The organism is Pseudooceanicola nanhaiensis DSM 18065, from assembly GCF_000688295.1.
Classification (GTDB): Bacteria; Pseudomonadota; Alphaproteobacteria; order Rhodobacterales; family Rhodobacteraceae; genus Pseudooceanicola; species Pseudooceanicola nanhaiensis.
In genome coordinates, this window is record NZ_JHZF01000011.1 from 1,441,770 (window position 1) to 1,467,209 (window position 25,440).

The window sequence follows — 25,440 nt, forward strand, 5'->3', positions numbered from 1 at the left end:
TACCACAAGATGGGCCACTGCACAGGGGCCTAGCACATTCGCACCCCACGCGGTGTCAAATCCGATCAGGAAGGATCAGAAAGCCGACATGAGCGATGCCATCAAGCCCCTGATCGCCGCCGCAGCCGACCGCCCGCTGACCCGGGACGAGGCCCGCGCGGCCTTCGACATCCTGTTCGAGGGCGCCGCGACCCCCAGCCAGATCGGCGGGCTGCTGATGGCGCTGCGCACGCGGGGCGAGAGCGTCGACGAGATCGCCGCCGCCGCCGCCTCGATGCGGGCGCGCTGCAGGCGGGTGACGGCGCCCGCCGGCGCGATGGACATCGTCGGCACCGGCGGCGACGGCAAGGGCACGCTGAACATCTCGACCGCCGCGGCCTTCGTCGTCGCGGGCGCGGGCGTCGCCGTGGCCAAGCACGGCAACCGGAACCTGTCGTCGAAGAGCGGGGCCGCGGATGCGCTCTCTCAGCTCGGGATCAACGTGATGGTCGGGCCGAAGGTGGTCGAGGCGGCGCTGGCCGAGACCGGCATCGCCTTCATGATGGCGCCGATGCATCACCCCGCCATGGGCCACGTGATGCCCACCCGGACAGAGCTTGCGACGCGGACGATCTTCAACATCCTCGGGCCCCTCACGAACCCCGCCGGGGTGAAGCGGCAGCTCACCGGCGCGTTCTCCCGCGCGATGATCCGGCCGATGGCCGAGACGCTGGGCCAGCTCGGCTCGGAACGGGCGTGGCTGGTGCACGGCTCGGACGGGACGGACGAGCTGACCATCACCGGGGTGAGCTGGGTGGCCGCGCTCGAGACCGACGGCACCGTCCGCGAGGTCGAGGTCCATCCCGAGGATTTCGGCCTGCCGGAACATCCCTTCGATCAGATCGTCGGCGGCGCGCCCGAGCAGAACGCCCGCGCGCTTTCGGCGCTGCTGGACGGCGCGCCCGGCGCCTATCGCGACGCGGTGCTGCTGAACGCCGCCGCGGCGCTGGTGGTGGCCGACCGGGCGGGCGATCTGAAGGAAGGCGTGGCGCTGGCCGCCGAGAGCATCGACAGCGGCAGCGCGCGCGAGAAGGTGACGGCGCTGGCGCGGATCACCTCGGCCGCGGCCTGAGCGATGGCCCCCGACGGCCTGCCCGACGCGCTCGGCGCATGGCGTGCGCTGCCCTTCTTCGACACCGACTGGCCCGCGATCCGCGACCGGCTCGCCGCCGAGGACCGGGTCATCCTGCCGCCGGACCACCTGCGGTTCGCGGCGCTCGAGGCGGCGCAGCCGGGCGCGGTGCGGGCGGTGATCCTCGGACAGGACCCCTACCCGACGCCGGGCCATGCGCACGGGCTGGCCTTCTCGGCCGAGGCGGATGTGCGCCCCCTGCCCCGGTCGCTGACGAACATCTACAAGGAGATGCAGGCCGACATCGGCGCCGCCCCGGACAGCGCCGACCTGCGCTTCTGGGCGCGGCAGGGGGTGCTGCTGCTGAACACCGCGCTCTCGGTTCCGGCGGGAAGTGCGGGGGGCCATGCGAAGCTGGGCTGGGACCGGCTGACGCGGCAGGTGCTGGAGCGCCTGTCGGACCGGCCGCGGGCCTTCCTGCTCTGGGGCGGGCATGCGCAATCCTTCCGGCCGTGGATCACCGGGCCGGACCACCTCGTGCTCGCCAGCGCGCATCCCTCCCCGCTCTCGGCCCGTCGGGGGTTTTTCGGGTCGCGACCATTTTCATCGGTGAACAAGTGGCTTACAGCAAGGGGGGAAGCGCCGATCCACTGGGCGCAAGCGGAGGCGACATGACCGAAACCGTTCTGGACCGCATCAAGGCCTACAAGCTCGAGGAGGTCGCCGCGGACAAGCAGGCAAAGCCGCTCGAAGTGGTCGAGGAGGAGGCCCGCGCCGCGCCCGCCGTCCGCCCCTTCCGGCAGGCCCTGCACGAAGCCTCGATCCGGGGCTACGGGCTGATCGCCGAGGTCAAGAAGGCCTCTCCCTCCAAGGGGCTGATCCGCGAGGATTTCGACCCCGCGACGCTGGCCGCGGCCTATGCCGAGGGCGGCGCGGCCTGCCTGTCGGTGCTGACCGACACGCCGTCGTTCCAGGGGGCGAAGGAATTCCTGTCGCAGGCGCGCGAGGCCTGCGAGCTGCCGGTCCTGCGCAAGGATTTCATCTACGACCCCTACCAGGTCGCCGAGGCCCGCGCGCTCGGGGCCGATTGCATCCTGCTGATCATGGCCTCGCTCGATGACACCCAGGCGGCCGAGCTTGAGGCGGCGGCGATGGACTGGAACATGGACGTGCTGGTCGAGGTCCACGACGAGGCCGAGATGGAGCGCGCGGCCCAGCTGAAGAGCCACCTGCTGGGCATCAACAACCGCGACCTGCACACCTTCGAGACCTCGCTCGACGTGACTAAGCGGCTGGCCCGGATGGCGGCAGAGGACAAGATCATCGTCTCCGAGAGCGGGCTTTCGACTCCCGAGGATCTGGCCGACCTCGCCCGCTACGGCGCGCGCTGCTTCCTGATCGGCGAAAGCCTGATGCGGCAGGAGGACGTGGCGGCGGCGACCAAGGCGCTGCTCTCCGGCGTGGGCACGCAGCCCGGCATGGGCGGGGGCAGCTTCTGATGCCGCTGACCCATTTCGACGGCAAGGGCGATGCGCACATGGTCGACGTCTCGGACAAGGACGTGACCGCGCGGGTGGCCGTGGCCGGGGGATGGGTGAAGATGGAGCGCGAGACGCTCGCGCTGATCGAGGACGGAAGGGCCAGGAAGGGCGACGTGCTGGGCGTGGCCCGGCTGGCGGGGATCATGGGGGCGAAGAAGACCCCGGACCTGATCCCGCTCTGCCATCCGCTGCCGGTGACGAAGGTCGCCGTGGAGCTGACGCCCGACCCCGCCCTGCCCGGCGTCCGGATCGAGGCGACGGTGAAGACCACCGGCCAGACCGGCGTCGAGATGGAGGCGCTGACCGCGGTCTCGACCGCCGCGCTCACGGTCTATGACATGTGCAAGGCGGCGGATCGCGCGATGGAGATCGGCGGGATCCGGGTGCTCGTGAAGGACGGCGGCAAGTCGGGCCGCTACGAGGCCGCCCCGCGATGATCTCGGTCGAGGCGGCGCTTTCCGGGCTGTTCGGCCTCGTCTCGCCCCTCGGGACCGAACAGGTGGCGCTGACCCGGGCCAACGGGCGGGTGCTGGCCGAGGACGTGATCGCGCGCCGCGACCAGCCGCCCTTCGCCGGCTCGGCCATGGACGGGTATGCCGTGATCGCGGCCGAGGCGCGCCCCGGCGCGCGCTTCCGGGTGATCGGCGAGTCGGCCGCGGGCGCGCGGTTCGCGGGACGGGTCTCGCCCGGGGAGGCGGTCCGGATCTTCACCGGGGCGCCGGTGCCCGAGGGCGCGGACCGCGTGGTGATCCAGGAAGACGTCGAGGCCGCGGGCGACATGATCACCCTCACCGAGGGGCTCGACGAGGGGCCGCACATCCGCCCCGCGGGCGGCGATTTCCGCATCGGCGACCGGATCGCCGCGCCGCGGCGCCTGACGCCCGCGGACGTGGCGCTGGCGGCCTCGATGAACCACCCCGTGCTCACCGTCACGCGCCGTCCCGCGGTCGCCCTGATCTCGACCGGGGACGAGCTGGTGATGCCGGGAGAGACGCCGGGGCCGGACCAGATCGTCGCCTCGAACACCTTCGGGCTGAAGGCGCTGCTCGACGCCGAGGGGGCCGAGGCCCGCATCCTGCCCGCCGCGCGGGACACCGAGGCGAGCCTGCGCATGGCCTTCGAACTGGCCGGGAGCGCGGACCTGATCGTCACCATCGGCGGCGCCTCGGTGGGCGATCACGACCTAGTCGGCAAGGTGGCCGCCGACCTCGGGCTCGACCGTGCCTTCTGGAAGGTCGCGATGCGGCCGGGCAAGCCGCTGATGGCCGGCAAGCTCGGCGGCGTGCCGATGATCGGCCTGCCGGGCAACCCCGTCTCGGCCATGGTCTGCGGCCATGTCTTCCTGCGCCCGGTCATCCGGGCCATGCTGGGCCTGCCCGCCCGCGCGCTCGAGACCGCCTCCGCCCGGCTGGCCGCGCCCCTGGCCGCGAACGGGCCGCGCACCCACTACATGCGCGCCGAGATGACGCCCGAGGGGATCCGCCCCTTCTCGTCCCAGGACAGCGCGCTCCTGTCGGTCCTGTCCCGTGCGGACACCTTCCTCGTGCGCCCGCCGGACGCGCCCGCCGCCGCGGCGGGCGAGACCGTCGCCTGCCTGCACATCTGAGCGCTCAGGCCCAGGCGCGCCAGAAGGCCGGGGTGAAGAGGACGAAGACCGTCATCAGCTCGAGCCGCCCGACATACATGCCGAAGGCGAGAAGCCATTTCGCGCCCTCCGGCAGGGTCGCGAAATTGCCCGCGGGTCCGATGATCGTGCCGACGCCCGGGCCCACGTTCGTCACCGCGGTCAGCGCGCCGCTGAAGGCGGTGTCGGTGTCGAGCCCGTAGAAGGCCAGCAGCACCGCCAGCACCGCGATGGTCAGCACGTAGAGCGTGAAGAACACGATCACCCCGTCGACCACGTCGGGCGCGACGGTGCGCCCCTCGTAGCGGATGGCCCTGAGCGAATGCGGCATGAAGATGCGCTGCACATAGGCCCGGAGCGCCAGCCAGAAGATGATCCAGCGCATCGTCTTCGCCCCGCCCGCGGTCGAGCCGGTGCAGCCCCCCGCGATGGTCAGCGTGACGAAGACGGCGATCGCGAAGCCGCCCCAGGTGGTGTAGTCGGTGGTCGCGAAGCCGGTCGTGGTGACCACCGAGATCACGTTAAAGGCCACGAGGGTGAGCGCCCGGAACGGCGCCATGCCGTCGGTCAGCACCAGCCAGAAGGTCAGCAGGAGGATCACGGCGACGAGGAACGTGAGGAGCGTGCGGACCTGCTCGCTCCGGACCCGGCCGCCGCGCAGGACCCGGATGTACCAGGCGAAGGGCAGCCCCCCCGCGAGCATGAAGAGCGTGCCGGCCCATTGCAGGTAGTAGCTCTCGAAATGGCCGAACGAGGCGTCCGAGGTCGAATATCCCCCGGTCGACAGGGTGGTGAGCGCATGCGCGATGGCCTCGAACGGGGTCATGCCGCCGCCCAGGTAGGCCAGCGCGCAGATCGCCGTCAGCCCGAGGTAGACCCAGAAGGTCGCAACGGCGAAACGGGCGGCGCTCGCCATCTCCTTGTCGCCCGTGTCCGAGCTTTCGGTGCGGAAGAGCTGCATCCCCCCGACCCGCAGCATCGGCAGGAAGGCGATCCCCGTCACCACGAAGCCGACCCCGCCGATCCATTGCAGCAGCGCCCGCCACAGCAGGATCCCGTGCGCCGTGGTGTCGAGCCCGGCCATCACGGTCGAGCCGGTGGTGGTGATCCCCGACATCGCCTCGAAGAAGGCGTCGGTGAACGTGAGCTGCCACAGCCAGAGCGGCAGCGCCCCCACGCTCGCCCCGGTGATCCAGACGGTGGCGGTCAGCAGGAAGGTGTGCAGACGATGCACCGGGAAGAGCCGGTTCACCTGGGTCAGGCAGACCATGGCCCCGAGCGGGATCGCCACGAAGGCGGATTCGAGAAAGATCGTGCGCGTGTCCGCGAAGAGCACGGCGACAAGCAGCATGACCGCCCCCATCACCGAGACCACAGCGCCGTTGATAAAGACGACGAAGTTCAAGAAACGCCTCCCGGGCCGGATGCCCTGCGCGCGACTCCTATGCGCCTAAACCGTGGCAATGACCAGTGGTCGCACGCGGGGGCGGCGGCGACGTTGACACAAATCGGGAACATGTGTAGAACAAAACAAAATGGACAAAATGTGGGACGCCGGCCATGCTGACCAAGAAGCAGCTAGATCTACTTGAATTCATTCATAAACGGGTGCAGCGCGACGGCGTGCCGCCGTCCTTCGACGAGATGAAGGAGGCGCTGGACCTGCGCTCCAAGTCCGGCATCCACCGGCTGATCACGGCGCTCGAGGAACGCGGCTTCATCCGCCGTCTGGCGCACCGCGCCCGCGCGATCGAGATCGTGAAACTGCCCGAAAGCCTGGGCGGCGACGCCGCCGTGCACACCGCCCGGGTGATCGAGGGCGGCGCCCCCGATCCGGCGGACCGCCCCGGCCGCGCGCAGGGTGTCGCGGTCGATGCGATGGAGCTGCCGGTGATGGGCCGGATCGCCGCCGGTGTCCCGATCGAGGCGATCGCCCAGGTCTCGCATCACGTGGCGGTGCCGGGCTCGATGCTCTCGGGACGCGGCGAGCATTACGCGCTCGAAGTGCGCGGCGATTCGATGATCGACGCCGGGATCAACGACGGCGACGTCGTGGTGGTGCGTGAAACCTCGACCGCCGACAACGGCGACATCGTCGTGGCGCTGGTGCAGGACCAGGAGGCGACGCTGAAACGCTTCTTCCGGCGCGGCGACAAGATCGAGCTGGTCGCCGCGAACCCGGCCTACGAAACGCGGGTGCTGCCCTCTCACATGGTCAAGGTGCAGGGCCGGCTCGTCGGGCTGATCCGCACCTACTGACCGGACGCCGCATCGTCCGAAAGTCCAGGGGCCGCTCCCGACCAGGGGCGGCCCCGTCCGCTTGGCGCGGTGCCGAACAGGCCCCAAACCTTGCCGTCGGTCTTCATCGCCAGCGCGCCCGAGCGTGCCAGCCGGTCGCTGTCGAGGACGAGGCAACCGTCGAGCTCGGGCGCCGGGGCGTTGGTGACCAGCAGCGCGGCACCCTCGCAGGATGTCAGGCCCGCCACCGTCTTCCGCCCCGTCACATGGCGGACGAGGTCCGGCGGCACCAGCTGCCAGCGCGCGGCCGCGACCTCCTGCGGGACCGGGTCGCCGTCGTTCTCGAGCCATTGGTCCGCGATGAAGCCCGCGCCGCGCGCGCGGGACAGCGCCCGCCCCTCCGCCGTCATCACGCCCACGAGCCCGCCGGTTTCGGCCACCAGCACCCTCGGCCGCTCGGCGCCGTGCCAGAGGACGAGCGCCACGGCGAGCGGTCCGATGCCCGCCAGCCGCAGCCGCCCCTGCCAGAGGCAGAGCATCAGCCCCCCGAAGGCCATCATCGGCAGCACCTCGGGCGGCGGCGCGGGAATGTAGCTGAGGGCCAGCGGGCTCTCCGCCACCCGGGAGGCGACGAAGAGGATCCAGTCGAGCCCCAGCCCCATCACCGTCAGCGCGATCGCCTCCAGCCCGAGCGGCATCAGCAGCGCCGCGACCACCGCCGCGGGCATGACGAGCACGCCCATCACCGGCACGGCTGTCAGGTTCGCGATCAGCCCCAGCCGGGCGTGGATGTTGAAATGCGCCGCCGCCACCGGCGCCGTGGCCGCCCCCGCCACGGCCGAGGAGATCACCACCGCCAGCACCGGGGCGAGCCAGCGCGGCGCCCGCCTGCCCTCGCGCTCCCGGAGCGCGCCGAAGACCGCGACCAGCGCGACCGTCGCCGCGAAGGACATCTGGAATCCCGGACCCAGCAAGGCCTCGGGCCGCAGTGCCAGCACGATCAGCGCGGCCAGCGCCACGGCCCGCAGGCTCAGCGCCCGGCGGTCGGCCAGCAACGCGGCGAGCGCCACGGCGACCATGACGAAGGCCCGTTCCGTCGCGACATTGCCGCCCGAGAGCGCGAGATAGGCCCCCGCCGCCCCGAGCGCCGCGAGGGCGGCGATCTTGTGCAGCGGCCAGCGCAGCGCCGCCCAGGGCCAGAGCGCCAGCAACAGCCGGACGGCGCCGAAGACGAAGCCGGCCAGAAGCCCCATGTGCAGCCCCGAGATCGCCAGCAGATGCGCGAGGTTCGAGGCGCGCAGGCGGGCCGAGACCTCCTCTCCGATGCCGGACCTGTCGCCGGTCATCAGGGCGGCGGCGAAATCGCCGGTCTGTCCCGGCAGGGCGGCGCGGACGCGGTCGGCCACCGCCATCCGGGCGCGGAAGAGCCGGGTCTCTCCGGGCGTGGGCGGGGCCAGGTCCAGCACCGGCACGCGGGTGTAGCCGACGGCGCCGAGCTTCAGGAACCAGGCGTGGCGGCGGAAGTCGAAGCCGCCGGGCTCGACCGGTCCGCCCGGCGGCGAGAGATGCGCGGTGGCGATCACCGTGGCGCCGGGGCGCGGGTCGATCCAGCGCTGGTCCCCGTGCAGCGCGATCCGCACGCGGCGCGGCGTGTCCTCAGGCGCGACCTCGGCCAGCCGCACCCGGTCCAGCGTCAGCCGCGGCACGTCCGAGGCCGAGCGGTCGATCCCCACGATCCGCCCCTCGACCGGCCCGTAATAGCGCCAGCCCTGCACCGGCCCCGCCACCAGCGCCGTGCGCCCGGCCCCGGCCAGGACGCCGAGCGACGCGAGCGCGAGCGCCCAGAGGACGGGCTGCACCAGGCCCCGGACCCTCAGCGCCAGCAGGGTGGCGAGGACGAACACGCCGCCGAGCGCGGCCAGCATCCCGGCCCGGGGCTCCGACGGCAGCCAGAAATAGACCCCGATCCCGATGCCGAAGGCGACCGGAGCCCAGGGGAAGAGATGCCCCCTCTGCGCCGCCAGCACGGCGGCCATGGCCCCGGCCAGGCGCAGCACTTGTCACCCCCTCAAGGCGTCGATAGACAGGCGCCGACGCTAGCCCGCGCGTGGTTAGCAACTGGTTAATCGAGATAGTCAAACCGGGGCGGCGCGGGGCCCGCGCCCTCCGGAGGTCCGGAGTCCGCGCATGAGCGAACAGATCGTCACCCGCTTCGCCCCGTCCCCCACGGGATACCTGCACATCGGCGGCGCGCGCACGGCGCTCTTCAACTGGCTCTTCGCCCGTGGCCGCGGGGGGCGGTTCCTGCTGCGGATCGAGGACACGGACAAGGCGCGCTCCACGCCCGAGGCGACGCAGGCGATCCTCGACGGGATGGCATGGCTGGGGCTCGACCATGACGGCGACGTGGTGAGCCAGGCGGCCGGCGCAGAGCGTCACCACGCGGTGGCGATGGAGATGCTGGCGAAGGGCCACGCCTACAAGTGCTTCTCGACGCAGGAGGAGATCGCGGCCTTCCGCGATCAGGCCAAGGCCGAGGGCCGGTCGACCCTCTTCCGCTCGCCCTGGCGCGAGGCCGATCCCGCCACCTACCCCGACGCGCCTTTCGTGATCCGCCTGAAGGCCCCGCAGGAGGGCGCCACGGTGATCGCCGACCGGGTGCAGGGCGACGTGACGATCCGCAACGACCAGCTCGACGACATGGTGCTGCTGCGCTCGGACGGCTCGCCGGTCTACATGCTGGCGGTGGTGGTGGACGATCACGACATGGGCGTGACCCACGTGATCCGGGGCGACGACCATCTGAACAATGCCGCGCGGCAGATGCAGATCTACCACGCCATGGGCTGGGACGTGCCGGTCTGGGCGCATATCCCGCTGATCCACGGGCCGGACGGCAAGAAGCTCTCGAAACGCCACGGGGCGCTCGGGGTCGAGGAATACCGCGCCATGGGCTACCCGGCGGCCGGTATGCGCAACTACCTCGCACGGCTCGGCTGGAGCCACGGGGACGACGAATTCTTCACCGACGCGCAGGCGCAGGAATGGTTCGGGCTGGAGGGAATCGGGAAATCCGCCGCCCGCTTCGATTTCAAGAAACTCGAGAACCTCTGCGGCCAGCACATCGCCGCCAGCGACGACGCCGCACTGCTGCACGAACTCGACGGCTTCCTCGCCGTCACGGATCAGCCGGCGCTGGAGGGTGTCGCGCGGGAGCGTGTCTCGGCCGCGATGCCGTTTCTCAAGGAACGCGCGAAGACGTTCCCGGAACTGCTTGAAAAGGCGCATTTCGCCACTGCGGAGCGGCCCATCGAACCGGACGAGAAATCGGCGAAATCGCTCGACGATCAAACGCGTGCTTTGTTCATGGAATTGACGCCGCACCTGCAAAATGCTAGCTGGTCGCGTGATGAACTGGAGGGCGTTCTGAATGGGTTTGCCGAAGCGCGGGAAACCAAATTCGGCAAGCTGGCAGCGCCGTTGCGCGCCGCGCTCGCGGGACGTTCCGCAACTCCAAGCGTATTCGACATGATGATCGTCCTGGGCCGGGAGGAAACGCTGGCCCGGATCACCGAGGCCGCGGAAGCCTGAGCCGCCGCGCCCGAGATTAACCGCCTCGCAAGACGCGGTCACATATGGAAAGGCGCCAGCCCCGGCCGGCGCGGGAACAGAGGAAGGTACGACATGGCAGACACGAACAAAAAGGCAACGCTCTCCATCGGGAACGAGAGCTACGACCTGCCGATCCTTTCGCCGACCGAAGGCCCCGACGTCGTCGACGTGCGCAAGCTCTATGGCCAGGCCGACGTCTTCACCTATGACCCCGGCTTCACGTCCACGGCGTCCTGCGACAGCGCGATCACCTATATCGACGGCGAGGAAGGCATCCTGCTGCACCGCGGCTACCCGATTGACCAGCTGGCCGAGAAATCGCACTTCCTCGAGGTCTGCTACCTGCTGCTCTACGGGGAACTGCCGACCGCGGCCCAGCTCGAGGATTTCGAGAGCCGGGTGACCAACCACACCATGGTGCACGAGCAGATGCACCGGTTCTTCACCGGCTTCCGCCGGGACGCGCACCCGATGGCGATCATGACCGGCGTGGTCGGCGCGATGTCGGCCTTCTACCACGATTCGACCGACATCCATGATCCCTGGCACCGCGAGGTCGCCTCGATCCGCCTGATCGCGAAGATGCCGACGATCGCGGCGATGGCCTACAAGTACTCGATCGGCCAGCCCTTCGTGTATCCGCGCAACGATCTGGACTTCGCGGGCAACTTCCTGCGGATGTGCTTCAGCGTGCCGGCCGAGGATTACCAGGTGAACCCGATCCTCTCGCGCGCGATGGACCGGATCTTCACCCTGCATGCCGATCACGAGCAGAACGCCTCCACCTCCACGGTGCGGCTGGCCTCCTCCTCGGGCGCGAACCCCTTTGCCTGCATCGCGGCCGGCATCGCCTGCCTCTGGGGCCCGGCGCATGGTGGCGCGAACCAGGCGGCGCTCGAAAGCCTGAAGGAAATCGGCACCCCGGACCGCATCCCCGAGATGCTGGCCCGTGCCAAGGACAAGGACGATCCGTTCCGCCTGATGGGCTTCGGCCACCGGGTCTACAAGAACTTCGACCCGCGCGCGAAGGTGATGAAGCAATCCGCGGACGAGGTGCTCGACCTGCTGGGGGTGGAGAACAACCCGATCCTCGCCGTGGCCAAGGAAGTCGAGAAGCAGGCGCTGGCAGACGATTACTTCGTCGACCGCAAGCTCTTCCCGAACGTGGACTTCTATTCGGGCATCATCCTCGAGGCCATGGGCTTCCCGACCTCGATGTTCACCCCGATCTTCGCGGTGTCCCGCACCGTCGGCTGGGTCAGCCAGTGGAAAGAGATGATCGAGGATCCGGCGATGAAGATCGGCCGTCCGCGCCAGCTCTACACCGGCCCGTCGCAGCGCGACTACGTGGACGTGGAAAACCGCTGAGGCGTCCGGACAGGACCGAGGGACCGAAAGGGGGCGCCAGTGGCGCCCCCTTCTTCATTCGATCCGCAGGGGCGTTCCGACAGCGGCGACAATCCGGCGCGCACGCGGCCCTTGTCGCATGGAGCTGAACGCTCGCTCGGCAGGGCTTGCAGGGTCGATTGCCTCCGCTAGAGTGCCGCCATTGCCGATTTCGACTCCCGGGATTTCCGAATGCTCATTGCCCTTTTCGCGCTCATTGCGCTCGCTTCCGTCGTGACGTTCGACGTGACCGACGCGACAGGGGCGGAAGGCGCGGAGCCGTCGACGGCCCGGCCGGAGGACCCGGGGCCCACGATGCCCGCCCGGCTTGCGGCCCTGTGCAGGCGGAGCGCACCGGCCGGGGACCATGTCGTGGTCACCGATCTCGAACGGACCCGCCGGGAGGGCGACATGCTGGTGCTGGAATACGACCGCGCCCTGCCCGTTCCGGACCTGCGGCTGGAACATGCCCCGGGCCGGAGCACGCTCTTCGCCAACGACCGCCTCGTGCTCGAGGTCCGCGGCCGCGGATCGCGCCTCAGCCTCTCCGAGATCGGCCTGCGGGGGGTCGTCCCGCACGCATGAGCGTGCCGGGCGCATCTTGAGGCCGTCCCGCACGCATAAGCGTGCCGGGCGCATCTTGAGGCCGTCCCGCACGCGTGAGCGGGCGGGGGCGGTCTTCCGGTCCCGCCCTCAGCGGCCCTCGAACCTGGCGGGGCGTTTCTCCATGAAGGCGACCACGCCCTCCTGGAAATCGCGGCTCTGGCCGCAGGCCCCCTGCGACTTGCCTTCGAGGTTGAGCTGGCTTTCGAAATCGTTGTCCCAGGAGGCGCGAATTGCCTCCTTCGCGAGACGGTAGGCCTGGGTCGGCCCGCCGGCGAGGTGGGCGGCGCGGGCCTTCCATGTCGCTTCGAAATCGGAGTCGGGCACCGCTTCCCAGATCATGCCCCAATCATCCGCCTGCCGCGCGGTGATCTTGTCGGCGAAGAGCGCGGCGCCAAGCGCCTTGGCCATGCCCATGGTGCGCGGCAGGGTCCAGGTGCCGCCGGCGTCGGGGATCAGGCCGATGCGCGCGAAGGCCTGCAGGAAGTACGCGCTTTCCGCGGCGATCACCACGTCGGCGGCCAGCGCGAGGTTGGCGCCCGCGCCGGCCGCGGCCCCGTTCACGGCGCTGATCGTCGGCACCGGGCAGTTCGCGATCGCGCGCAGCATCGGCAGGTATTCGTCGCGCAGCGTGCGTTCGAGGTCGGGGTTGGCGACCGAGGCGCGGTCGCTCAGGTCCTGTCCCGAGCAGAAGGCGCGGCCCGAGCCGGTGATCACGACGACGCGCGCGTTCTGCCCGGCCTCGGTCACGGCGTGGGTGATCTCGGCCCGCATCTGGCCGTTGAGCGCGTTCATCACCTCGCCCCGGTTCAGCGTCACGGTTGCGATGCCCTCGGCGCTCTCCAGCGTGATGGTCTGGTATTCCATGTCGAACTCCCTGCGGATGGCGTGTTGCCGCGCAGTCAAACCGCTTTTGCGGGGGACGGAAAGCGAAACCCTCCGTCAGTCCTTCAGGATTTCGTCGAGCCGCGCCTGCTCTTCCGGAGACAGCGCGCCCTCGGCCGCGACGCTCGCCCGGCCGCGGCGGCGGATGTAGACGATGGCCAGCCCCGCGCCGCCGAGCAGCAGCAGGGGACCGGCGGCCCAGAGCAGCCAGTTCGCCCCGCCGGTGAGGGGTTTCAGCAGGACGTATTCGCCGTAGCGCTCGGTGATGTAATCCACCACCTCGGCATCGCTGTCCCCCGCCGAAAGCCGTTCGCGGACCAGCAGCCGCAGGTCGCGCGCGAGGTCGGCGTTGCTGTCGTCGATGTTCTCGTTCCGGCAGACGAGGCAGCGGAGCCCCTTGGAGATCTCCCGCGCCCGCGCCTCGAGCGCCGGGTCCTGCATGATCTCGTCGGGCTGGACCGCCACGGCCGGCGTCGTCACCGCCGCGACGGCCAGGCACAGCACCAGGATCCACGCGCGCGGCTGAATGGCCCCACGCACCCTGGCCCGGAGCCCCCTCATTCCGCCGGCACCCCGGCCACGGGCGCCTTCCGTGCCCCGGCCGCCACCCGGAAGCGGCGGTCCGACAGGCTCAGCGCGCCGCCGAGCGCCATGAGGATGGCGCCGCCCCAGATCCAGTTGGCGAGCGGCTTGTAATAGCTCCGCATCGCCCAGCCCCCGCCGTCCTGCGGATCGCCGATCACGACGTAGATGTCGCGCAGGAACCCGTTGTCGAGCGCGGCCTCGGTCGTCGGCATCCGCGCCACCGGGTAGAACCGCTTCTCGGGCCGCATCTGCGCGATCTCGTCTCCGTCCTTGGACAGCGTCACCTCGCCCACGGTGGAACGATAGTTCGGCCCCTCCACCTCGCTCACGCCGTCGAGCGTCACGGTGTAGCCGGCCAGTTCGAAACTGTCGCCCTCCTGCACCACGAGGATGTCCTCGACCTGCCACGCCGTCATCGCCGCGATCCCGGCCATGGTGATGCCGAGCCCCGCATGGGCCGTGGCCTTGCCCCAATCCGCCCGCGGCAGCCGCCGGAGCCGGCCAAGCCGGCCGGTCCCGCGGCCCGTGCGCGACCACAGGTCCCGCACCGCGCCAGCGACGAGCCAGGTGCCCAGCCCAAGCCCCACGGGCCCGAGCGCGGAGCGGCCCGTCTGCATCGCCCAGGCCAGCAGCAGGACCGCCAGCGCGAGCGCCGCTGCGGGCCAGAGCTGGCGCAGGATCCGCCCCAGCTTGGCGCGTTTCCACGGCAGCATGGCGCCGATCGGCAGCACGAGGGCCAGGATCACCATGAAGGGCGTGAAGGCGAGGTCGAAGAACGGCGCCCCGACCGAAAGCTTGCGCGGCTGGTCGAAGAGCCCGACCGCGTAGAACGGGTTCGGTATCGTGAAGAGCGTCAGGTCCCAGGTGGCGTTGTCCGAGGCGAGCTCGATCACCAGCGGCCAGACCGTGCCGATGAAGACCACGAAGGCCGCGACCGCCAGGAGCAGGTTGTTCAGCACCAGCGCGGATTCCCGGCTCACCAGCGAGAAGACCCCGCGGGAGGCGAGCGACTCGGCCCGGAAGGTGAAGAGCGTCAGCGCGCCGCCCATGAAGACCGCGAGGATCAGCAGCAGGAAGACCCCGCGCTCGGGATCGTTCGCGAAGGCATGCACGCTGGTGATGATGCCCGATCGGGTGATGAAGGCCCCGGTCAGCGAGAAGCCGAAGGCGATGATGGCGAGCAGGATCGTCCAGGCCTTCAGGGCCTCGCGCTTCTCGACCACGATCGCCGAATGCAGGAGCGCCGCCGCGATGAGCCAGGGCATGAAGGAGGCGTTCTCGACCGGGTCCCAGAACCAGAAGCCGCCCCAGCCGAGCTCGTAATAGGCCCACCAGGAGCCGAGCGCGATGCCGACGGTCAGGAACATCCAGGCGGCCAGCGTCCAGGGGCGGACCCAGCGACCCCAGGCGGCGTCGACGCGGCCTTCGATCAGGGCGGCGACGGCGAAGGAGAAGGACATCGAGAGCCCGACGTAGCCGAGATAGAGGAACGGCGGGTGGAAGGCGAGCCCGGGGTCCTGCAGCAGCGGGTTCAGGTCGTTGCCGTCGAGCGGCGGCACCGCGAGGCGCAGGAAGGGGTTCGAGGTGAAGAGCAGGAAGGCCAGGAAGGCCGCGCCGATCATCCCCTGCACCGCGATCACGCGGGCCTTCAGCGTCTCGGGAAGCTGGTGTCCGAACCACGCCACCGCCGCTCCGAAGAGGGCCACGATCAGCGACCAGAGCAGCATGGAGCCCTCGTGGTTCCCCCAGACCCCGGTGATCTTGTAGAGGAGCGGCTTCAGCGAATGGGAATTGCCGGTCACCAGGCTCAGCGAGAAGTCCGAGGTGATGAAGGCATGCATGAGCGCCGCGAAGGAGAAGGCGATCAGCAGGAATTGCGCATTGGCCGCGGGCTCGGCCAGCGCCATGAGTCCCGCGTTGCGTTTCGCGGCCCCGTAGAGCGGCACGACGGCCTGGAGGATCGCGACGGCGAAGGCCAGGATGAGGGCGAAATGTCCGAGTTCGGCAAACATGGGCCGGTTATAGTTGGTGGGGCCGGGTGCTCCAATCGAAAAGCCGTGCGGGGGCGGATCACATTGTCGCGGAGGGGGGCGCTTTCGGGCTGTGCGGACCGGGGCGCTGCCCGTCGCCATCGGCGCTCGGACCGATGGCGCACCGACGGCGACCCCGGGATACCCTGACCGGAGGAAAGCAGAGGCGCCGGCGCTTCAGCGGGAGAAACGCCAGTCATCGAGCGCCGGGTTCGGCTCGGCCTCCGAATGGGCCTCCGAATGGGCCTCCGAGCGGGCCTCGAGGCCGGGCGCCGGTTCCGCAGCCGGGCTGCGCGCCAGGGTCTCGGCGATCTCGCGCTGGAACTGCTGGCCCTTCAGCTGGTGGCGGGCGCCGAAGTAGAAGCTGACCACCGCACCCATCAGCCACCAGAGCGCCTCGGGCACGAGGGCGAGGCCCATCATCCGCTCGCCGAACCACACCGGATCCACCATGGCCGAGACCATCAGCCCGATCGTCCCGAGCGCCAGCAGCGGCCGCGGCAGGCGGTTCAGCCCGTCGATCAGCGCGTCGAAGAGACCGCGGCGGGGCTGGAACTCGGCTGCGAATTGCCGCAGCGCCGCCGACTGCCGGTCGAGGTCGCGCACCGCGCCCGCCTCGGCATTCTCGCGGAACACCTCGGCCGTCTCGCGGATCAGGTTGCGGCCGTCGCCGAAGATGGCGCTCAGGAGACCTGCGATCATCCCCATGCCGACACCCGCTCGGCGAAGGCGGCCGCGGAGAGGTGGTAGCGCGGCGAGATGAACTCCTCGGCCCGCGTGATCCAGCCCCCCTTCCCGCCCGCGCGGCTCCGCGCATATTTGCGGCTGGCCGGCCGACGGTCGGCGAGCTCGAAGTAGTAGTTCCGCCGGGCGATCCCGTAGGCATCGGCAAGATGCGCGGGCGCCGCCCCGGCGGCGGCCTGCGCGGCGCGGATCGTCTGCGGGCCGATGGCGCCGTCGACGCCGACCGGAAACCCCATCCGGCCGAGCAGCCGCTGGAGGATCTTCACCGCATTGCCGCCGGCGTTGACGTACATGTCGAAGACCGAGGCCTGCAGCGCGTCGGGCAGCTCCGCGACCCTCGGGCGGTGGTAGTAATGCTCGAGGAAGATCGACAGCGCCTGTTCCCGCGTCAGGCGCCGCACGTCGGCCGCATCCACGTCACCGTCGCCGTCGAGGTCGAGCCCCAGCCGCCGCATCGTGTGCACCGTGACGCCGAAATTCGTGGCGCCGCCCGGATCGCCCGGGTCGTTCACGTATCCGCCTTCCCGGCGCAGGATGTCTTCGGCAATCTGCCTGACGTTCTGGGACATGGCCCGGCCCTCCTGTTCGATGGGCCAAGCGTCCTCTCCCAGGGTTAACGTCAGCTGTCCTCGCCGTCCGGTGCCTGGTAGACGCCCTGTTCCTTCAGCGCGTCGACCACCTCTTTCGGCATGTAGGTCTCGTCGTGCTTGGCAAGGATTTCAGAGGCTTCGAAGGTGCCGTTCACGTAGCGGCCGGTGCCCACCATGCCCTGGTTCTCCTCGAAGAGATCGGGCAGGACGCCGCGATAGCTCACCGGCACGACCGCGCCGCCATCGGTCACGTTGAAGCGCACCGTCTCGCCCTGTCCCCGCACGAGGGAGCCCTCCTCGACCAGCCCGCCGATGCGGAAGACCTCGGCCTCGGACGGCGGTGCGGCCAGCACCTGGGTGGGCGAGCGGAAGAAGTTGATCCCGTCGCGCATCGCGTAGCCCACGAGCGCCGTCGACACGACCAGCGCCACCGCGGCGATCGCGATGATCTGGATGCGGCGCTTCTTCTTCAGTCCCTTCATGCCGGCCAAGTCGATTCTCCCTTCGGGCGCAGATTAGCACCCTAGATAGGCAACGCCTTGATCCAGATCCATTCAGGCTGGCGCGAAGGTGATCTTTCGCCGCAGGAACTGGGTCGCCCTCTGCGAGACGCGGGCCGGATCGCCGGTGGTCAGGAACATCGACCCGGTCTCGGCCCCCAACATCGCGGGGTGACGCTTGAGGTAATCGTCGAGCGAGGCGGCGACGAGGTTCGCCTGCGAATAGACGGTGACGTCCGGACCGAGCGCATCCTGGAAGATGTCCTGCAACAGCGGATAATGGGTGCAGCCCAGCACCGCCGCCTGGGGCTTGGGCATCTTGCGCTTCAGCGCGTCGACATGGGAGCGGACGAGTGCCTCGGCGAGGATCATGTCCCCCTCCTCGATCGCGTCGACCACGCCGCCGCAGGCCTGCGCCTCCACGTCCACGCCGATGGCGCGGAACGCCAGTTCGCGCTGGAAGGCGCGGGAGGCGACGGTGGCCGGAGTGGCGAAGAGCGCGACATGTTCGACGGCCACCTCGCGCGGCGGGGAATTGTCGCCCCACTGGCGTTCGGTCATCGCCTCGATCAGCGGGACGAAGACGCCGAGCACGCGCTTGCCCTGCGGCACCCAGCCCTCCTGCATCCGGCGGAGCGCGGCGGCCGAGGCGGTGTTGCAGGCGATGATGACCAGGTCGCAGCCGTGGTCGAACATCTTCGCGACGGCGGCCGTGGTCAGCTCGTAGATGTCGTCGGCATCGCGCACGCCGTAGGGCGCATGCGCGTTGTCGCCGAAATAGACCAGCGGCAGGTCGGGCATCCGTTTTGCCACCGCGTCCAGAACGGTCAGCCCGCCGATGCCGCTGTCGAAGATACCAACTGCCATCACTGCCTCCGGCTCTCCCGCTCAGGTGCGGGTTATCCGGTGCTTTTCCTCGAATTCGAAGCCGTGATCCAGCGATTTCAGCGGTTCCGGCGACAGCGCGTAGGTGGAGCGGCGGAGAAACTCCATCAATGCCCGCGGGTCGCGCTGCCGCGCCTCGATCTCCGCCCGCGGGACGGGATCGCCGATCACGACCCCGACGGGGGAGCCGATGCGGGCGCGGAACTCCTTCAGGAGGAGCCCGAGGCGGAGCGTGTAATGGGCGTGGGAGGCGAGCTGGAAGAGCCGCGAATTGGTGCCCTCGAAGAAGACAGGCACGACGGTCGCCCCGCTTTTGGCGATCATCCTGGCAGTGAAGCCGCGCCAGCCCGGGTCCATGGGCTGGCCGAAGGGGCGGATCGCGGTCGAGACGGTGCCGCCCGGGAAGACGCCGATGGCGCCACCTTTCGAGAGGTAGTCGAGCGCGGTGCGGCGGGTGGCGATATTCTCGGCCTGCGCCGCCTTCGTCCCGGAAAAATCGATCGGCAGGATGATCCGGTTCAGGTCCTCGGACCTGCGGAAGACGTGGTTGGCGAGGATGCGGAAATCGCCCCGGGTCTCCTGCAGGATGTGACCCATCATCAGCCCGTCGAGGATGCCGTAGGGGTGGTTCGCGATCATCACCAGCGGGCCCTCGTGCGGGATGTTGGCAAGCGCACCGCCCCGGATGTCGAGGCTGAGGCCGTAGCGATCCGTCATCACCGACCAGAAGTCGCGGCCCGAGGCCACCTCGGCCTCGTAGCCCGCGGCGCGCCGGATCAGGCCGGGGCGGCCGGTGACGTTCTCGAGAACGCGGATAACGCCGCGCGCGAGACGCGTGGCGCCGGAGTGGGAATAGGAGATGTCCCGGGCGATATGCCGGGGCGTGAGGGTGGGTGCTGTCATGTCCGTGAGCGCGGCGACCCGGGGAGACCCCCGAGCCGCCATTCAAGCCTGCAAGGGCTTGCTAGACCGTGACCGTGACAGGGGCGTGACGCCTATTCCGCCGCCTGCTGCACCCCGGGCCCGCCGGCGCGGTAGGTGGCCAGCAGCGCCTCGCGGGACTTTTCGGCCCGTTCCGCGTTCTTCATCTTCACCGGGCCGAAGCCGCGGATCGTGAGCGGCAGTTCGGCCAGCGAGACGGCGGTCTCCAGCGTCTCGTCGGTGACATGCGGCAGCACCTCGGCCATGTCCCTCTCGTATTGGGCGATCAGCGCGCGCTCCATCTTCCGCTCCTCGGTCCGGCCGAAGGGGTCGAACGCGGTGCCGCGCAGGCCCTTGAAGTTGGCTAGGATGTTCAGCGCCGTCCCCATCCAGGGCCCGAACTCGCGCTTGGCGGGGCGCCCGTCGGGGCCGGGTTTCTCGAAGACCGGGGGCGCCATGTGGTACTTCATGGTGAAATCGCCGCCGAACTGCTCCTCGGCCTTCGCGCGTGTCTCGCGGTGGAGCCGCGCGACCTCGTATTCGTCCTTGTAGCTCAGCAGCTTGTGATAGCCCTTGGCCACCGCCTCCTTCAGGCGCGGGTCCTGCACGCTGTCCACCAGTCTGCGGTAGCGCGTGGAGAGCGCCTTGTTCTGGTAGTCGACCAGATGCGCCTCGCGGAAGGCGATCTTCTCGTCGAGGCTCTTCGGCTTCGCGACCACCACCTTCGGGGCGAGCAGCGCGCGCGCCTCCTCGGGGTGGACCATGGCCCAGCGACCCAGTTCGAAGGCGCGCTGGTTCTTCTCGACCGCCGCGCCGTTCAGGCGGATGGCCTCGAAGATCGCCTCCTTCGTGAGCGGCAGGAAGCCCATCTGCCAGGCAGCGCCGAAGATCATCATGTTGGAGAAGATCGAGTCGCCCATCGTCACCCGCGCCAGATCGCTCGCATCGAGCAGGGCGAGCCGGTCCTGGAGCCGCGCGCGAAGCTGCATCTCCAGCCGGTCGGCGGGCAGCGCGAATTCGGTGTTGCGGGTGAAATCGCCGGTGATGATCTCGTGGCTGTTCACCACGGCCCCGGTCCGCCCGGTCTTCGTCAGGCCCAGCGTCTTGGCCCCGGCGCTCACCACCAGGTCGCCGCCGATCAGCGTATCGGCCTCGCCGGTGGCGACGCGGATCGCGTTGATGTCCTCGGGCCGCTCGGCAAGGCGGACGTGGATATGCACCGCGCCGCCCTTCTGGGCGAGGCCCGCCATCTCCATCATGCCCGCGCCCTTGCCGTCGCATTGCGCGGCCTGCGCCAGCACCGCGCCGATGGTCACGACGCCCGTGCCGCCGACGCCGGTGATGACCACGTTGAAGGTGCCGTCGATCACGGGCAGCTCGGGCTCCGGCAGGTCGGGCAGGTCGATCTTCGCGGCTTCCTCGGTGTCCTTCTTCACCTCGGCGCCCTCGATGGTCACGAAGGAGGGGCAGAAGCCCTTGAGGCAGGAATAATCCTTGTTGCACGAGCTCTGGTCGATCGCCCGCTTGCGCCCCAGCTCGGTTTCCACGGGCACGATGGAGACGCAGTTCGACTGCACCCCGCAATCGCCGCAGCCCTCGCAGACGTCGGTGTTGATGAAGACGCGGCGGTCCGGATCGGGGAACTTGCCGCGCTTGCGGCGGCGGCGCTTCTCGGCCGCGCAGGTCTGGACGTAGAGGATGACCGAGACGCCTTCGACCTCGCGCATCTCCTTCTGCACCTCCGGCATCTCGGCGCGCGGGCGCCAGCCGACGGAGCCGGGGAAATCCTCGCGCCGCGGCTCCTCCTTCTCGTCGTAGACGACGGAGATCGTCTTCACCCCCATGGCGTCGAGCTCGCGCGCGATGCGGTCGGGGGTCAGGCCCCCCTCGTTCTTCTGCCCGCCGGTCATGGCGACGGCGTCGTTGAACAGGATCTTGTAGGTGATGTTCACGTCGCTCGCGAGCGCGGCGCGGATCGCCTGCACGCCCGAATGGTTGTAGGTCCCGTCGCCGAGGTTCTGGAACACGTGGCCGGTCCTGGAGAACGGCGCCTCGCCGATCCAGTTCGCGCCCTCGGCGCCCATGTGGGTGAAGCCCTCGGTGTTCCGGTCCATCCACTGGACCATGTAGTGGCAGCCGATCCCCGCGTAGGCGCGCGATCCCTCGGGCACCTTGGTCGAGGTGTTGTGCGGGCAGCCCGAGCAGTAATAGGGCAGCCGGGCGGCGATCTCTTCGACATTGTCGTTGCGCCGGGCCTCGGCCAGCGCCGTGAGCCCCGCCTTGATCCGGTCGGTGTCGCGCCCCTCCTCGATCAGGATGCCGCCGAGCTTCTCGGCGATCCAGACCGGGTCGAGCGCGCCGCGGGTCGGGAACAGCTCGTCGCGGTGCATCCCGCCTGCCCCGCCCTTGTACCAGCCATAGACGCGGCGGCCCTGGCGGTCGTCGAAGATCGATTCCTTGATCTGGATCTCGATCAGCTTGCGCTTCTCCTCGACCACGACGATCAGGTCGAGCCCCTCGGCCCAGTCGTGGAAGCCCTGCATGTCGAGCGGGAAGACCTGCCCGACCTTGTAGGTGGTGATCCCCAGCCGTTCCGCCTCGGCCTCGTCGATGCCGAGCAGCGACAGCGCATGCATCAGGTCGAGCCAGTTCTTGCCCGCCGAGACGAAGCCGATCCGTGCGCCCGGCTTGCCCCAGACCCGCTTGTCGATGCCGTTCGCGCGGCTGAACGCCTCGGCCGCGAAGCGCTTGTAGTCGATCATCCGCGCTTCCTGCGCATGCGGCGTGTCGCCGAGCCGGATGTTCAGCCCGCCCTCGGGCATCGGGAAGTCGGGGGTGACGAATTGCATCCGATGCGGATCACCATCGACGACCGATGTCGCCTCGACCGTGTCCTTCATCGTCTTGAGCCCCACCCACAGGCCCGAGAACCGCGACAGCGCGTAGCCGTAGACGCCGTAGTCGAGGATCTCCTGCACGCCGGCAGGCGAGACGACGGGCATGTAGGCATCAACCAGCGCCCATTCCGACTGGTGCAGCACCGTGGAGCTTTCGCCGGTGTGATCGTCCCCCATGGCCATCAGCACGCCGCCGTGCTTCGAGGTGCCCGCCATGTTCGCATGCCGCATCACGTCGCCCGAGCGGTCCACGCCGGGGCCCTTGCCGTACCAGAGGCCGAAGACGCCGTCGAACTTGCCCTCCCCGCGCAATTCCGCCTGCTGCGAGCCCCAGAGTGCGGTCGCGGCGAGATCCTCGTTCAGCCCTTCGTGGAATTTCACGTCCGCCGCAGCGAGCCATTTCGCCGCGCGGTTCATCTGCATGTCCACCGCGCCGAGGGGCGAGCCGCGATAGCCCGTGACGTAGCCGGCGGTGTTCAGCCCGGCCTGCCGGTCCCTCTCCTTCTGGGTGAGCATGAGCCTGACCAGCGCCTGGGTGCCGTTCAGAAGGACCGGCGACCTGGTAAGGTCGAAGCGGTCGTCCAGCGAGATCCGGGGGGCAGTCATACGTTCCTCCTCCTGGGTAGTACCTTGCCTTAATATAACGCAACAATAGGTCACAAACTGTGACCTACCAACCGAAATCTCAGAAATACCTACCCGTGTCGCAATGAATTGGTTACACGGCGCATCACTAAACTTCAGAGGGCATCAAGAGCCGGAAAGTTACGCGGATGGATTGGGACAAGCTCAGAATCTTTCACGCCGTCGCGGATGCGGGCAGCCTCACCCATGCCGGTGACACGCTGCACCTGTCGCAATCGGCGGTGTCGCGCCAGATCCGGGCGCTGGAGGAATCGCTGAACGCGACCCTGTTCCACCGGCACGCGCGCGGGCTGATTCTCACCGAACAGGGCGAGCTTCTCTTCGACGCGACCCGGGCCATGGCCAAGCGTCTCGACACCGCGACGGCGCGGATCAAGGACAGCGAGGAAGAGGTCTTCGGCGAGCTGCGCGTGACGACCACGACCGGCTTCGGCTCGCTCTGGCTCGCCCCGCGCCTGTCCAAGCTCTACGAGCGCTATCCCGACCTGAAGATCGACCTGATGCTGGAAGAGCGCGTGCTCGACCTGCCGATGCGCGAGGCCGACGTGGCGATCCGGATGAAGGAGCCCAGCCAGGCCGACCTGATCCGCAAGCGGCTGATGTCCGTGCGCATGCGCTGCTATGCAAGCCCGGAGTACCTGCGCGAGCACGGCACGCCCGAGAGGATCGAGGACATCTCGAGCCACCGGCTGATCTGCCAGAATCCGAACGCGCCGCAGGTGGCGGCGGGGGCCGGTCTGGTGGCGCGCCTCCTGGGCAACGACGTGCGCTCGCTCCTGACGGTGAACAACTATTTCGGCGTGCTGCAGGGCGTGATCTCGAACCTCGGCATCGGCGTGCTGCCCGATTACCTGATCGAGGATTTCGCCCAGCTGGAACGCGTGCTGCCGGACGTGGAATCCGTCGAGGTGCCGGTCTTCCTCGCCTTCCCCGAAGAACTCCGCCATTCCAAGCGGATAACGGCGTTCCGGGATTTCGTGCAGGAAGAGGTGATCGCACACCGCCGCCGGATTCGCGAAAGAGGCGAGCAGGATCCGATGGGTGCAACCTGATGAGGCATGTCGGCAACGCATGGCCGCCATGATGCCCTCGCGGCGAGTTCTTTCTTGAACGATTCAATTCCGGCACTTAATTGAGCGCATGACGGTGATGACGCTTAACGGCTCATCATCTTCATACCTCCCTGTTGGACTTGGCCGGGCTAGCCCCGGCCATTTTTTTTGTGGCTTTGCCCGCCGGGCCGCGAATTCCGCGCCCTCTGCAGCCCGATCTCACCTTGGTGTCCAAGCGCAAGCTCCTCAGCCTCCGGACCCCGGTGTCGGGCCGTCGAAGCTGTTCAGGGCGCCAGCCTTGCCCTCGCCTCTTACCCTGTATACGATGGCATGCAGACAGGAGGATCAGATGATTGCGTCCATTCATCACGTCCAACTCGCCATGCCCGAAGCCGGCGAAGAGAGGGCGCGTGCATTCTACGTCGGCACCCTCGGGTTGGAGGAGATCGCGAAGCCAGAAATCCTGAATGGCCGGGGCGGCGCCTGGTTCGCGCGTGACGGGGTCGAGGTGCATCTCGGCGTGGAGACACCATTCGCTCCCGCCCGGAAGGCGCACCCGGCGTTCCGGGTGGTCTCGCTCAAGGACGCGATCGATCACCTCTCCAGCCGCGGCGTCGCCCATCGCAAGGACGTGGACCTGCCGGGGATCAGCCGGATCTACGTCGATGACCCGTTCGGCAATCGCATCGAGCTGCTGGAGCTCTCTTAGCGCGCGGTATCCGGACAAGGACGTCCCGCCCACCCGCGTGAGGAACCACACGCACGAGATCCTCTTCCGGATCACTTTTTCCCGCGATCAACCCTTAAGTCATTCCGCGCGCCTGCCGGGCAGATATCCGCGGAACCAAATCCCGCACTCTGCATTGTCCATTCAATGTCGCTGACGCGACGCGATTGACGAAAGGACACCGAAAATGACCCATAAGACAATTCTCGCATCCGTTTCCGCCCTTGCACTTCTCGCCTCGCCGCTGGCCGCCCAGGAAAGCGAAATCGACCGCTCCGGCACGCCTGCCGAAGAGGTTGTGCAGGGTGACGAAAGCACCTCGATCAACGCCGAGACCCAGAAAGTCGACGAAAGCGGCGCCGGCAACGTGCGCGCTGGCGCACCGGCCGAAGACACCGTGGCATCGGCAGCCGGGCCGGACAGCTTCGCCGTCGAAACCGTCGATTCCATCGCCATGACCCTCGACGACACCATGATGGACCCGTCGAGCCCCTGGGTCGGCAAGCCGGTCACGACCATCGACGGCACGCCGCTCGGCACCATCGAAGGTGTCTACAACGACGGCAACGGCATGAGCTATGCCAACGTGATGCTGGACGAGAAGCTCGGCCTCGACACCGACTCCTTCCTCGTCGCCATGTCCTCGGACGTGGGCGAGATGGAAGGCATCCAGCTGCCCTACACCAAGGTCGAGTTCGAAACCGAGATGGCATCGAAGGTCGGCACCGAGCCGGGTTCGGACGCAAGCGGTTCGGACGGCTGAACCAGCCTGACATGACGCACAGAGGGGCCGGAGCATCACGCTCCGGCCCTTTCTGCATGTGCGTCTCCCTCCGCCCCCCTTCCCCCTCAATCCACCATGTC

Annotated in this window: 23 protein-coding genes; 12 read left to right on the forward strand and 11 right to left on the reverse strand. The window is 69.1% G+C overall.

The window, feature by feature from the left end:
- Positions 1–88: 88 nt before the first annotated feature.
- From trpD to Q344_RS0108075, 5 genes are read left to right on the forward strand one after another with little or no spacing between them, the layout of a single operon-like run.
- Complete coding sequence (gene trpD / locus Q344_RS0108055) at positions 89–1,111, forward strand: anthranilate phosphoribosyltransferase (RefSeq protein WP_028286233.1); 1,023 nt, start codon at positions 89–91, stop codon at positions 1,109–1,111.
- Between the two features lie 3 nt (positions 1,112–1,114).
- Positions 1,115–1,786, forward strand: a complete 672-nt coding sequence (locus Q344_RS0108060) for a uracil-DNA glycosylase (RefSeq protein ID WP_028286234.1) — start codon at positions 1,115–1,117, stop codon at positions 1,784–1,786.
- Complete coding sequence (gene trpC, locus Q344_RS0108065) at positions 1,783–2,610, forward strand: indole-3-glycerol phosphate synthase TrpC (RefSeq protein WP_028286235.1); 828 nt, start codon at positions 1,783–1,785, stop codon at positions 2,608–2,610. Before Q344_RS0108060 ends, trpC begins: the two co-directional genes overlap by 4 nt.
- Complete coding sequence (moaC, locus tag Q344_RS0108070; RefSeq protein WP_028286236.1) at positions 2,610–3,089, forward strand: cyclic pyranopterin monophosphate synthase MoaC; 480 nt, start codon at positions 2,610–2,612, stop codon at positions 3,087–3,089. The genes trpC and moaC overlap by 1 nt, the downstream gene beginning before the upstream one ends.
- Complete coding sequence (locus Q344_RS0108075; RefSeq protein WP_028286237.1) at positions 3,086–4,258, forward strand: molybdopterin molybdotransferase MoeA; 1,173 nt, start codon at positions 3,086–3,088, stop codon at positions 4,256–4,258. Before moaC ends, Q344_RS0108075 begins: the two co-directional genes overlap by 4 nt.
- Before the next feature lie 4 nt (positions 4,259–4,262).
- On the opposite strand, the gene Q344_RS0108080 is transcribed toward Q344_RS0108075, so the two are convergent.
- On the reverse strand, positions 4,263–5,681 hold the full coding sequence (locus tag Q344_RS0108080; RefSeq protein WP_028286238.1) for a TrkH family potassium uptake protein: 1,419 nt from the start codon (positions 5,679–5,681) through the stop codon (positions 4,263–4,265).
- A 155-nt stretch (positions 5,682–5,836) separates the two neighbouring features.
- Between Q344_RS0108080 and lexA the strand changes: the two genes are divergently transcribed.
- Positions 5,837–6,535 (forward strand): transcriptional repressor LexA, encoded by a 699-nt coding sequence (gene lexA, locus Q344_RS0108085; RefSeq protein ID WP_028286239.1) that lies wholly within the window; start codon positions 5,837–5,839, stop codon positions 6,533–6,535.
- Here lexA and Q344_RS23465 read toward each other — a convergent pair.
- A complete protein-coding gene (locus tag Q344_RS23465; protein ID WP_051630531.1) occupies positions 6,529–8,550 on the reverse strand; it encodes a ComEC/Rec2 family competence protein in 2,022 nt (673 codons plus the stop codon). The two genes, lexA and Q344_RS23465, sit on opposite strands and share 7 nt — an antisense overlap.
- A 151-nt stretch (positions 8,551–8,701) precedes the next feature.
- Between Q344_RS23465 and gltX the strand changes: the two genes are divergently transcribed.
- From gltX to Q344_RS0108105, 3 genes are all read left to right on the forward strand, one after another.
- Positions 8,702–10,105 (forward strand): glutamate--tRNA ligase, encoded by a 1,404-nt coding sequence (gene gltX / locus Q344_RS0108095; RefSeq protein ID WP_028286240.1) that lies wholly within the window; start codon positions 8,702–8,704, stop codon positions 10,103–10,105.
- Positions 10,106–10,198: 93 nt separating this feature from the next.
- Positions 10,199–11,494, forward strand: a complete 1,296-nt coding sequence (locus Q344_RS0108100) for a citrate synthase (protein WP_028286241.1) — start codon at positions 10,199–10,201, stop codon at positions 11,492–11,494.
- Between the two features lie 210 nt (positions 11,495–11,704).
- Positions 11,705–12,097, forward strand: coding sequence for a hypothetical protein (locus Q344_RS0108105; RefSeq protein ID WP_028286242.1), 393 nt, complete (start codon positions 11,705–11,707; stop codon positions 12,095–12,097).
- A gap of 108 nt (positions 12,098–12,205) precedes the next feature.
- Here the strand turns inward: Q344_RS0108105 and Q344_RS0108110 are convergent, their stop codons facing one another.
- The 9 genes from Q344_RS0108110 to Q344_RS0108150 form a co-directional block, all read right to left on the reverse strand.
- Positions 12,206–12,982 (reverse strand): enoyl-CoA hydratase-related protein, encoded by a 777-nt coding sequence (locus Q344_RS0108110; RefSeq protein ID WP_028286243.1) that lies wholly within the window; start codon positions 12,980–12,982, stop codon positions 12,206–12,208.
- A gap of 75 nt (positions 12,983–13,057) precedes the next feature.
- Positions 13,058–13,510: a cytochrome c-type biogenesis protein gene (locus Q344_RS0108115; RefSeq protein ID WP_036538928.1), complete on the reverse strand. Its 453-nt coding sequence runs from the start codon at positions 13,508–13,510 to the stop codon at positions 13,058–13,060.
- A 47-nt stretch (positions 13,511–13,557) separates the two neighbouring features.
- Positions 13,558–15,597: a heme lyase CcmF/NrfE family subunit gene (locus tag Q344_RS0108120; protein ID WP_028286245.1), complete on the reverse strand. Its 2,040-nt coding sequence runs from the start codon at positions 15,595–15,597 to the stop codon at positions 13,558–13,560.
- A 195-nt stretch (positions 15,598–15,792) separates the two neighbouring features.
- The gene (locus Q344_RS0108125; RefSeq protein WP_028286246.1) at positions 15,793–16,323 is read right to left on the reverse strand and encodes a holin family protein; all 531 of its coding nucleotides are present in this window, start codon (positions 16,321–16,323) and stop codon (positions 15,793–15,795) included.
- On the reverse strand, positions 16,314–16,928 hold the full coding sequence (locus tag Q344_RS0108130; RefSeq protein WP_028286247.1) for a holin-associated N-acetylmuramidase: 615 nt from the start codon (positions 16,926–16,928) through the stop codon (positions 16,314–16,316). The genes Q344_RS0108125 and Q344_RS0108130 overlap by 10 nt, the downstream gene beginning before the upstream one ends.
- Before the next feature lie 50 nt (positions 16,929–16,978).
- Positions 16,979–17,431 (reverse strand): cytochrome c maturation protein CcmE, encoded by a 453-nt coding sequence (gene ccmE / locus Q344_RS0108135; RefSeq protein WP_028286248.1) that lies wholly within the window; start codon positions 17,429–17,431, stop codon positions 16,979–16,981.
- Positions 17,432–17,503: 72 nt separating this feature from the next.
- Positions 17,504–18,316, reverse strand: coding sequence for a glutamate racemase (murI, locus tag Q344_RS0108140; RefSeq protein WP_028286249.1), 813 nt, complete (start codon positions 18,314–18,316; stop codon positions 17,504–17,506).
- A 21-nt stretch (positions 18,317–18,337) separates the two neighbouring features.
- Complete coding sequence (locus Q344_RS0108145) at positions 18,338–19,237, reverse strand: lysophospholipid acyltransferase family protein (protein ID WP_028286250.1); 900 nt, start codon at positions 19,235–19,237, stop codon at positions 18,338–18,340.
- 92 nt (positions 19,238–19,329) lie between these two features.
- Complete coding sequence (locus Q344_RS0108150) at positions 19,330–22,758, reverse strand: indolepyruvate ferredoxin oxidoreductase family protein (protein ID WP_028286251.1); 3,429 nt, start codon at positions 22,756–22,758, stop codon at positions 19,330–19,332.
- Between the two features lie 167 nt (positions 22,759–22,925).
- Here Q344_RS0108150 and Q344_RS0108155 point away from each other — a divergent pair, with 167 nt between their 5' ends.
- From Q344_RS0108155 to Q344_RS0108165, 3 genes are all read left to right on the forward strand, one after another.
- Positions 22,926–23,849, forward strand: a complete 924-nt coding sequence (locus Q344_RS0108155) for a LysR family transcriptional regulator (RefSeq protein ID WP_028286252.1) — start codon at positions 22,926–22,928, stop codon at positions 23,847–23,849.
- A gap of 349 nt (positions 23,850–24,198) precedes the next feature.
- Complete coding sequence (locus Q344_RS0108160) at positions 24,199–24,558, forward strand: VOC family protein (protein WP_028286253.1); 360 nt, start codon at positions 24,199–24,201, stop codon at positions 24,556–24,558.
- A 205-nt stretch (positions 24,559–24,763) separates the two neighbouring features.
- Entirely contained in the window at positions 24,764–25,339 is a 576-nt protein-coding gene (locus tag Q344_RS0108165; RefSeq protein WP_028286254.1) for a hypothetical protein, read from the forward strand.
- Positions 25,340–25,440: the final 101 nt, after the last annotated feature.

What these genes read in the sequence shown, in the direction of transcription:
- lexA (WP_028286239.1), top strand. Translation starts at nt 5,837, where the DNA reads ATGCTGACCAAGAAGCAGCTAGATCTACTTGAATTCATTCATAAACGG.
- Q344_RS0108160 (WP_028286253.1), top strand. Translation starts at nt 24,199, where the DNA reads ATGATTGCGTCCATTCATCACGTCCAACTCGCCATGCCCGAAGCCGGC.
- Q344_RS0108100 (WP_028286241.1), top strand. Translation starts at nt 10,199, where the DNA reads ATGGCAGACACGAACAAAAAGGCAACGCTCTCCATCGGGAACGAGAGC.
- Q344_RS23465 (WP_051630531.1), bottom strand. Translation starts at nt 8,550, where the DNA reads ATGGCCGCCGTGCTGGCGGCGCAGAGGGGGCATCTCTTCCCCTGGGCT.
- Q344_RS0108150 (WP_028286251.1), bottom strand. Translation starts at nt 22,758, where the DNA reads ATGACTGCCCCCCGGATCTCGCTGGACGACCGCTTCGACCTTACCAGG.
- moaC (WP_028286236.1), top strand. Translation starts at nt 2,610, where the DNA reads ATGCCGCTGACCCATTTCGACGGCAAGGGCGATGCGCACATGGTCGAC.
- Q344_RS0108155 (WP_028286252.1), top strand. Translation starts at nt 22,926, where the DNA reads ATGGATTGGGACAAGCTCAGAATCTTTCACGCCGTCGCGGATGCGGGC.
- Q344_RS0108120 (WP_028286245.1), bottom strand. Translation starts at nt 15,597, where the DNA reads ATGTTTGCCGAACTCGGACATTTCGCCCTCATCCTGGCCTTCGCCGTC.
- Q344_RS0108125 (WP_028286246.1), bottom strand. Translation starts at nt 16,323, where the DNA reads ATGGGGATGATCGCAGGTCTCCTGAGCGCCATCTTCGGCGACGGCCGC.
- Q344_RS0108165 (WP_028286254.1), top strand. Translation starts at nt 24,764, where the DNA reads ATGACCCATAAGACAATTCTCGCATCCGTTTCCGCCCTTGCACTTCTC.
- Q344_RS0108130 (WP_028286247.1), bottom strand. Translation starts at nt 16,928, where the DNA reads ATGTCCCAGAACGTCAGGCAGATTGCCGAAGACATCCTGCGCCGGGAA.
- gltX (WP_028286240.1), top strand. Translation starts at nt 8,702, where the DNA reads ATGAGCGAACAGATCGTCACCCGCTTCGCCCCGTCCCCCACGGGATAC.
- Q344_RS0108105 (WP_028286242.1), top strand. Translation starts at nt 11,705, where the DNA reads ATGCTCATTGCCCTTTTCGCGCTCATTGCGCTCGCTTCCGTCGTGACG.
- murI (WP_028286249.1), bottom strand. Translation starts at nt 18,316, where the DNA reads ATGGCAGTTGGTATCTTCGACAGCGGCATCGGCGGGCTGACCGTTCTG.
- trpD (WP_028286233.1), top strand. Translation starts at nt 89, where the DNA reads ATGAGCGATGCCATCAAGCCCCTGATCGCCGCCGCAGCCGACCGCCCG.
- Q344_RS0108060 (WP_028286234.1), top strand. Translation starts at nt 1,115, where the DNA reads ATGGCCCCCGACGGCCTGCCCGACGCGCTCGGCGCATGGCGTGCGCTG.
- Q344_RS0108145 (WP_028286250.1), bottom strand. Translation starts at nt 19,237, where the DNA reads ATGACAGCACCCACCCTCACGCCCCGGCATATCGCCCGGGACATCTCC.
- Q344_RS0108110 (WP_028286243.1), bottom strand. Translation starts at nt 12,982, where the DNA reads ATGGAATACCAGACCATCACGCTGGAGAGCGCCGAGGGCATCGCAACC.
- ccmE (WP_028286248.1), bottom strand. Translation starts at nt 17,431, where the DNA reads ATGAAGGGACTGAAGAAGAAGCGCCGCATCCAGATCATCGCGATCGCC.
- Q344_RS0108075 (WP_028286237.1), top strand. Translation starts at nt 3,086, where the DNA reads ATGATCTCGGTCGAGGCGGCGCTTTCCGGGCTGTTCGGCCTCGTCTCG.
- trpC (WP_028286235.1), top strand. Translation starts at nt 1,783, where the DNA reads ATGACCGAAACCGTTCTGGACCGCATCAAGGCCTACAAGCTCGAGGAG.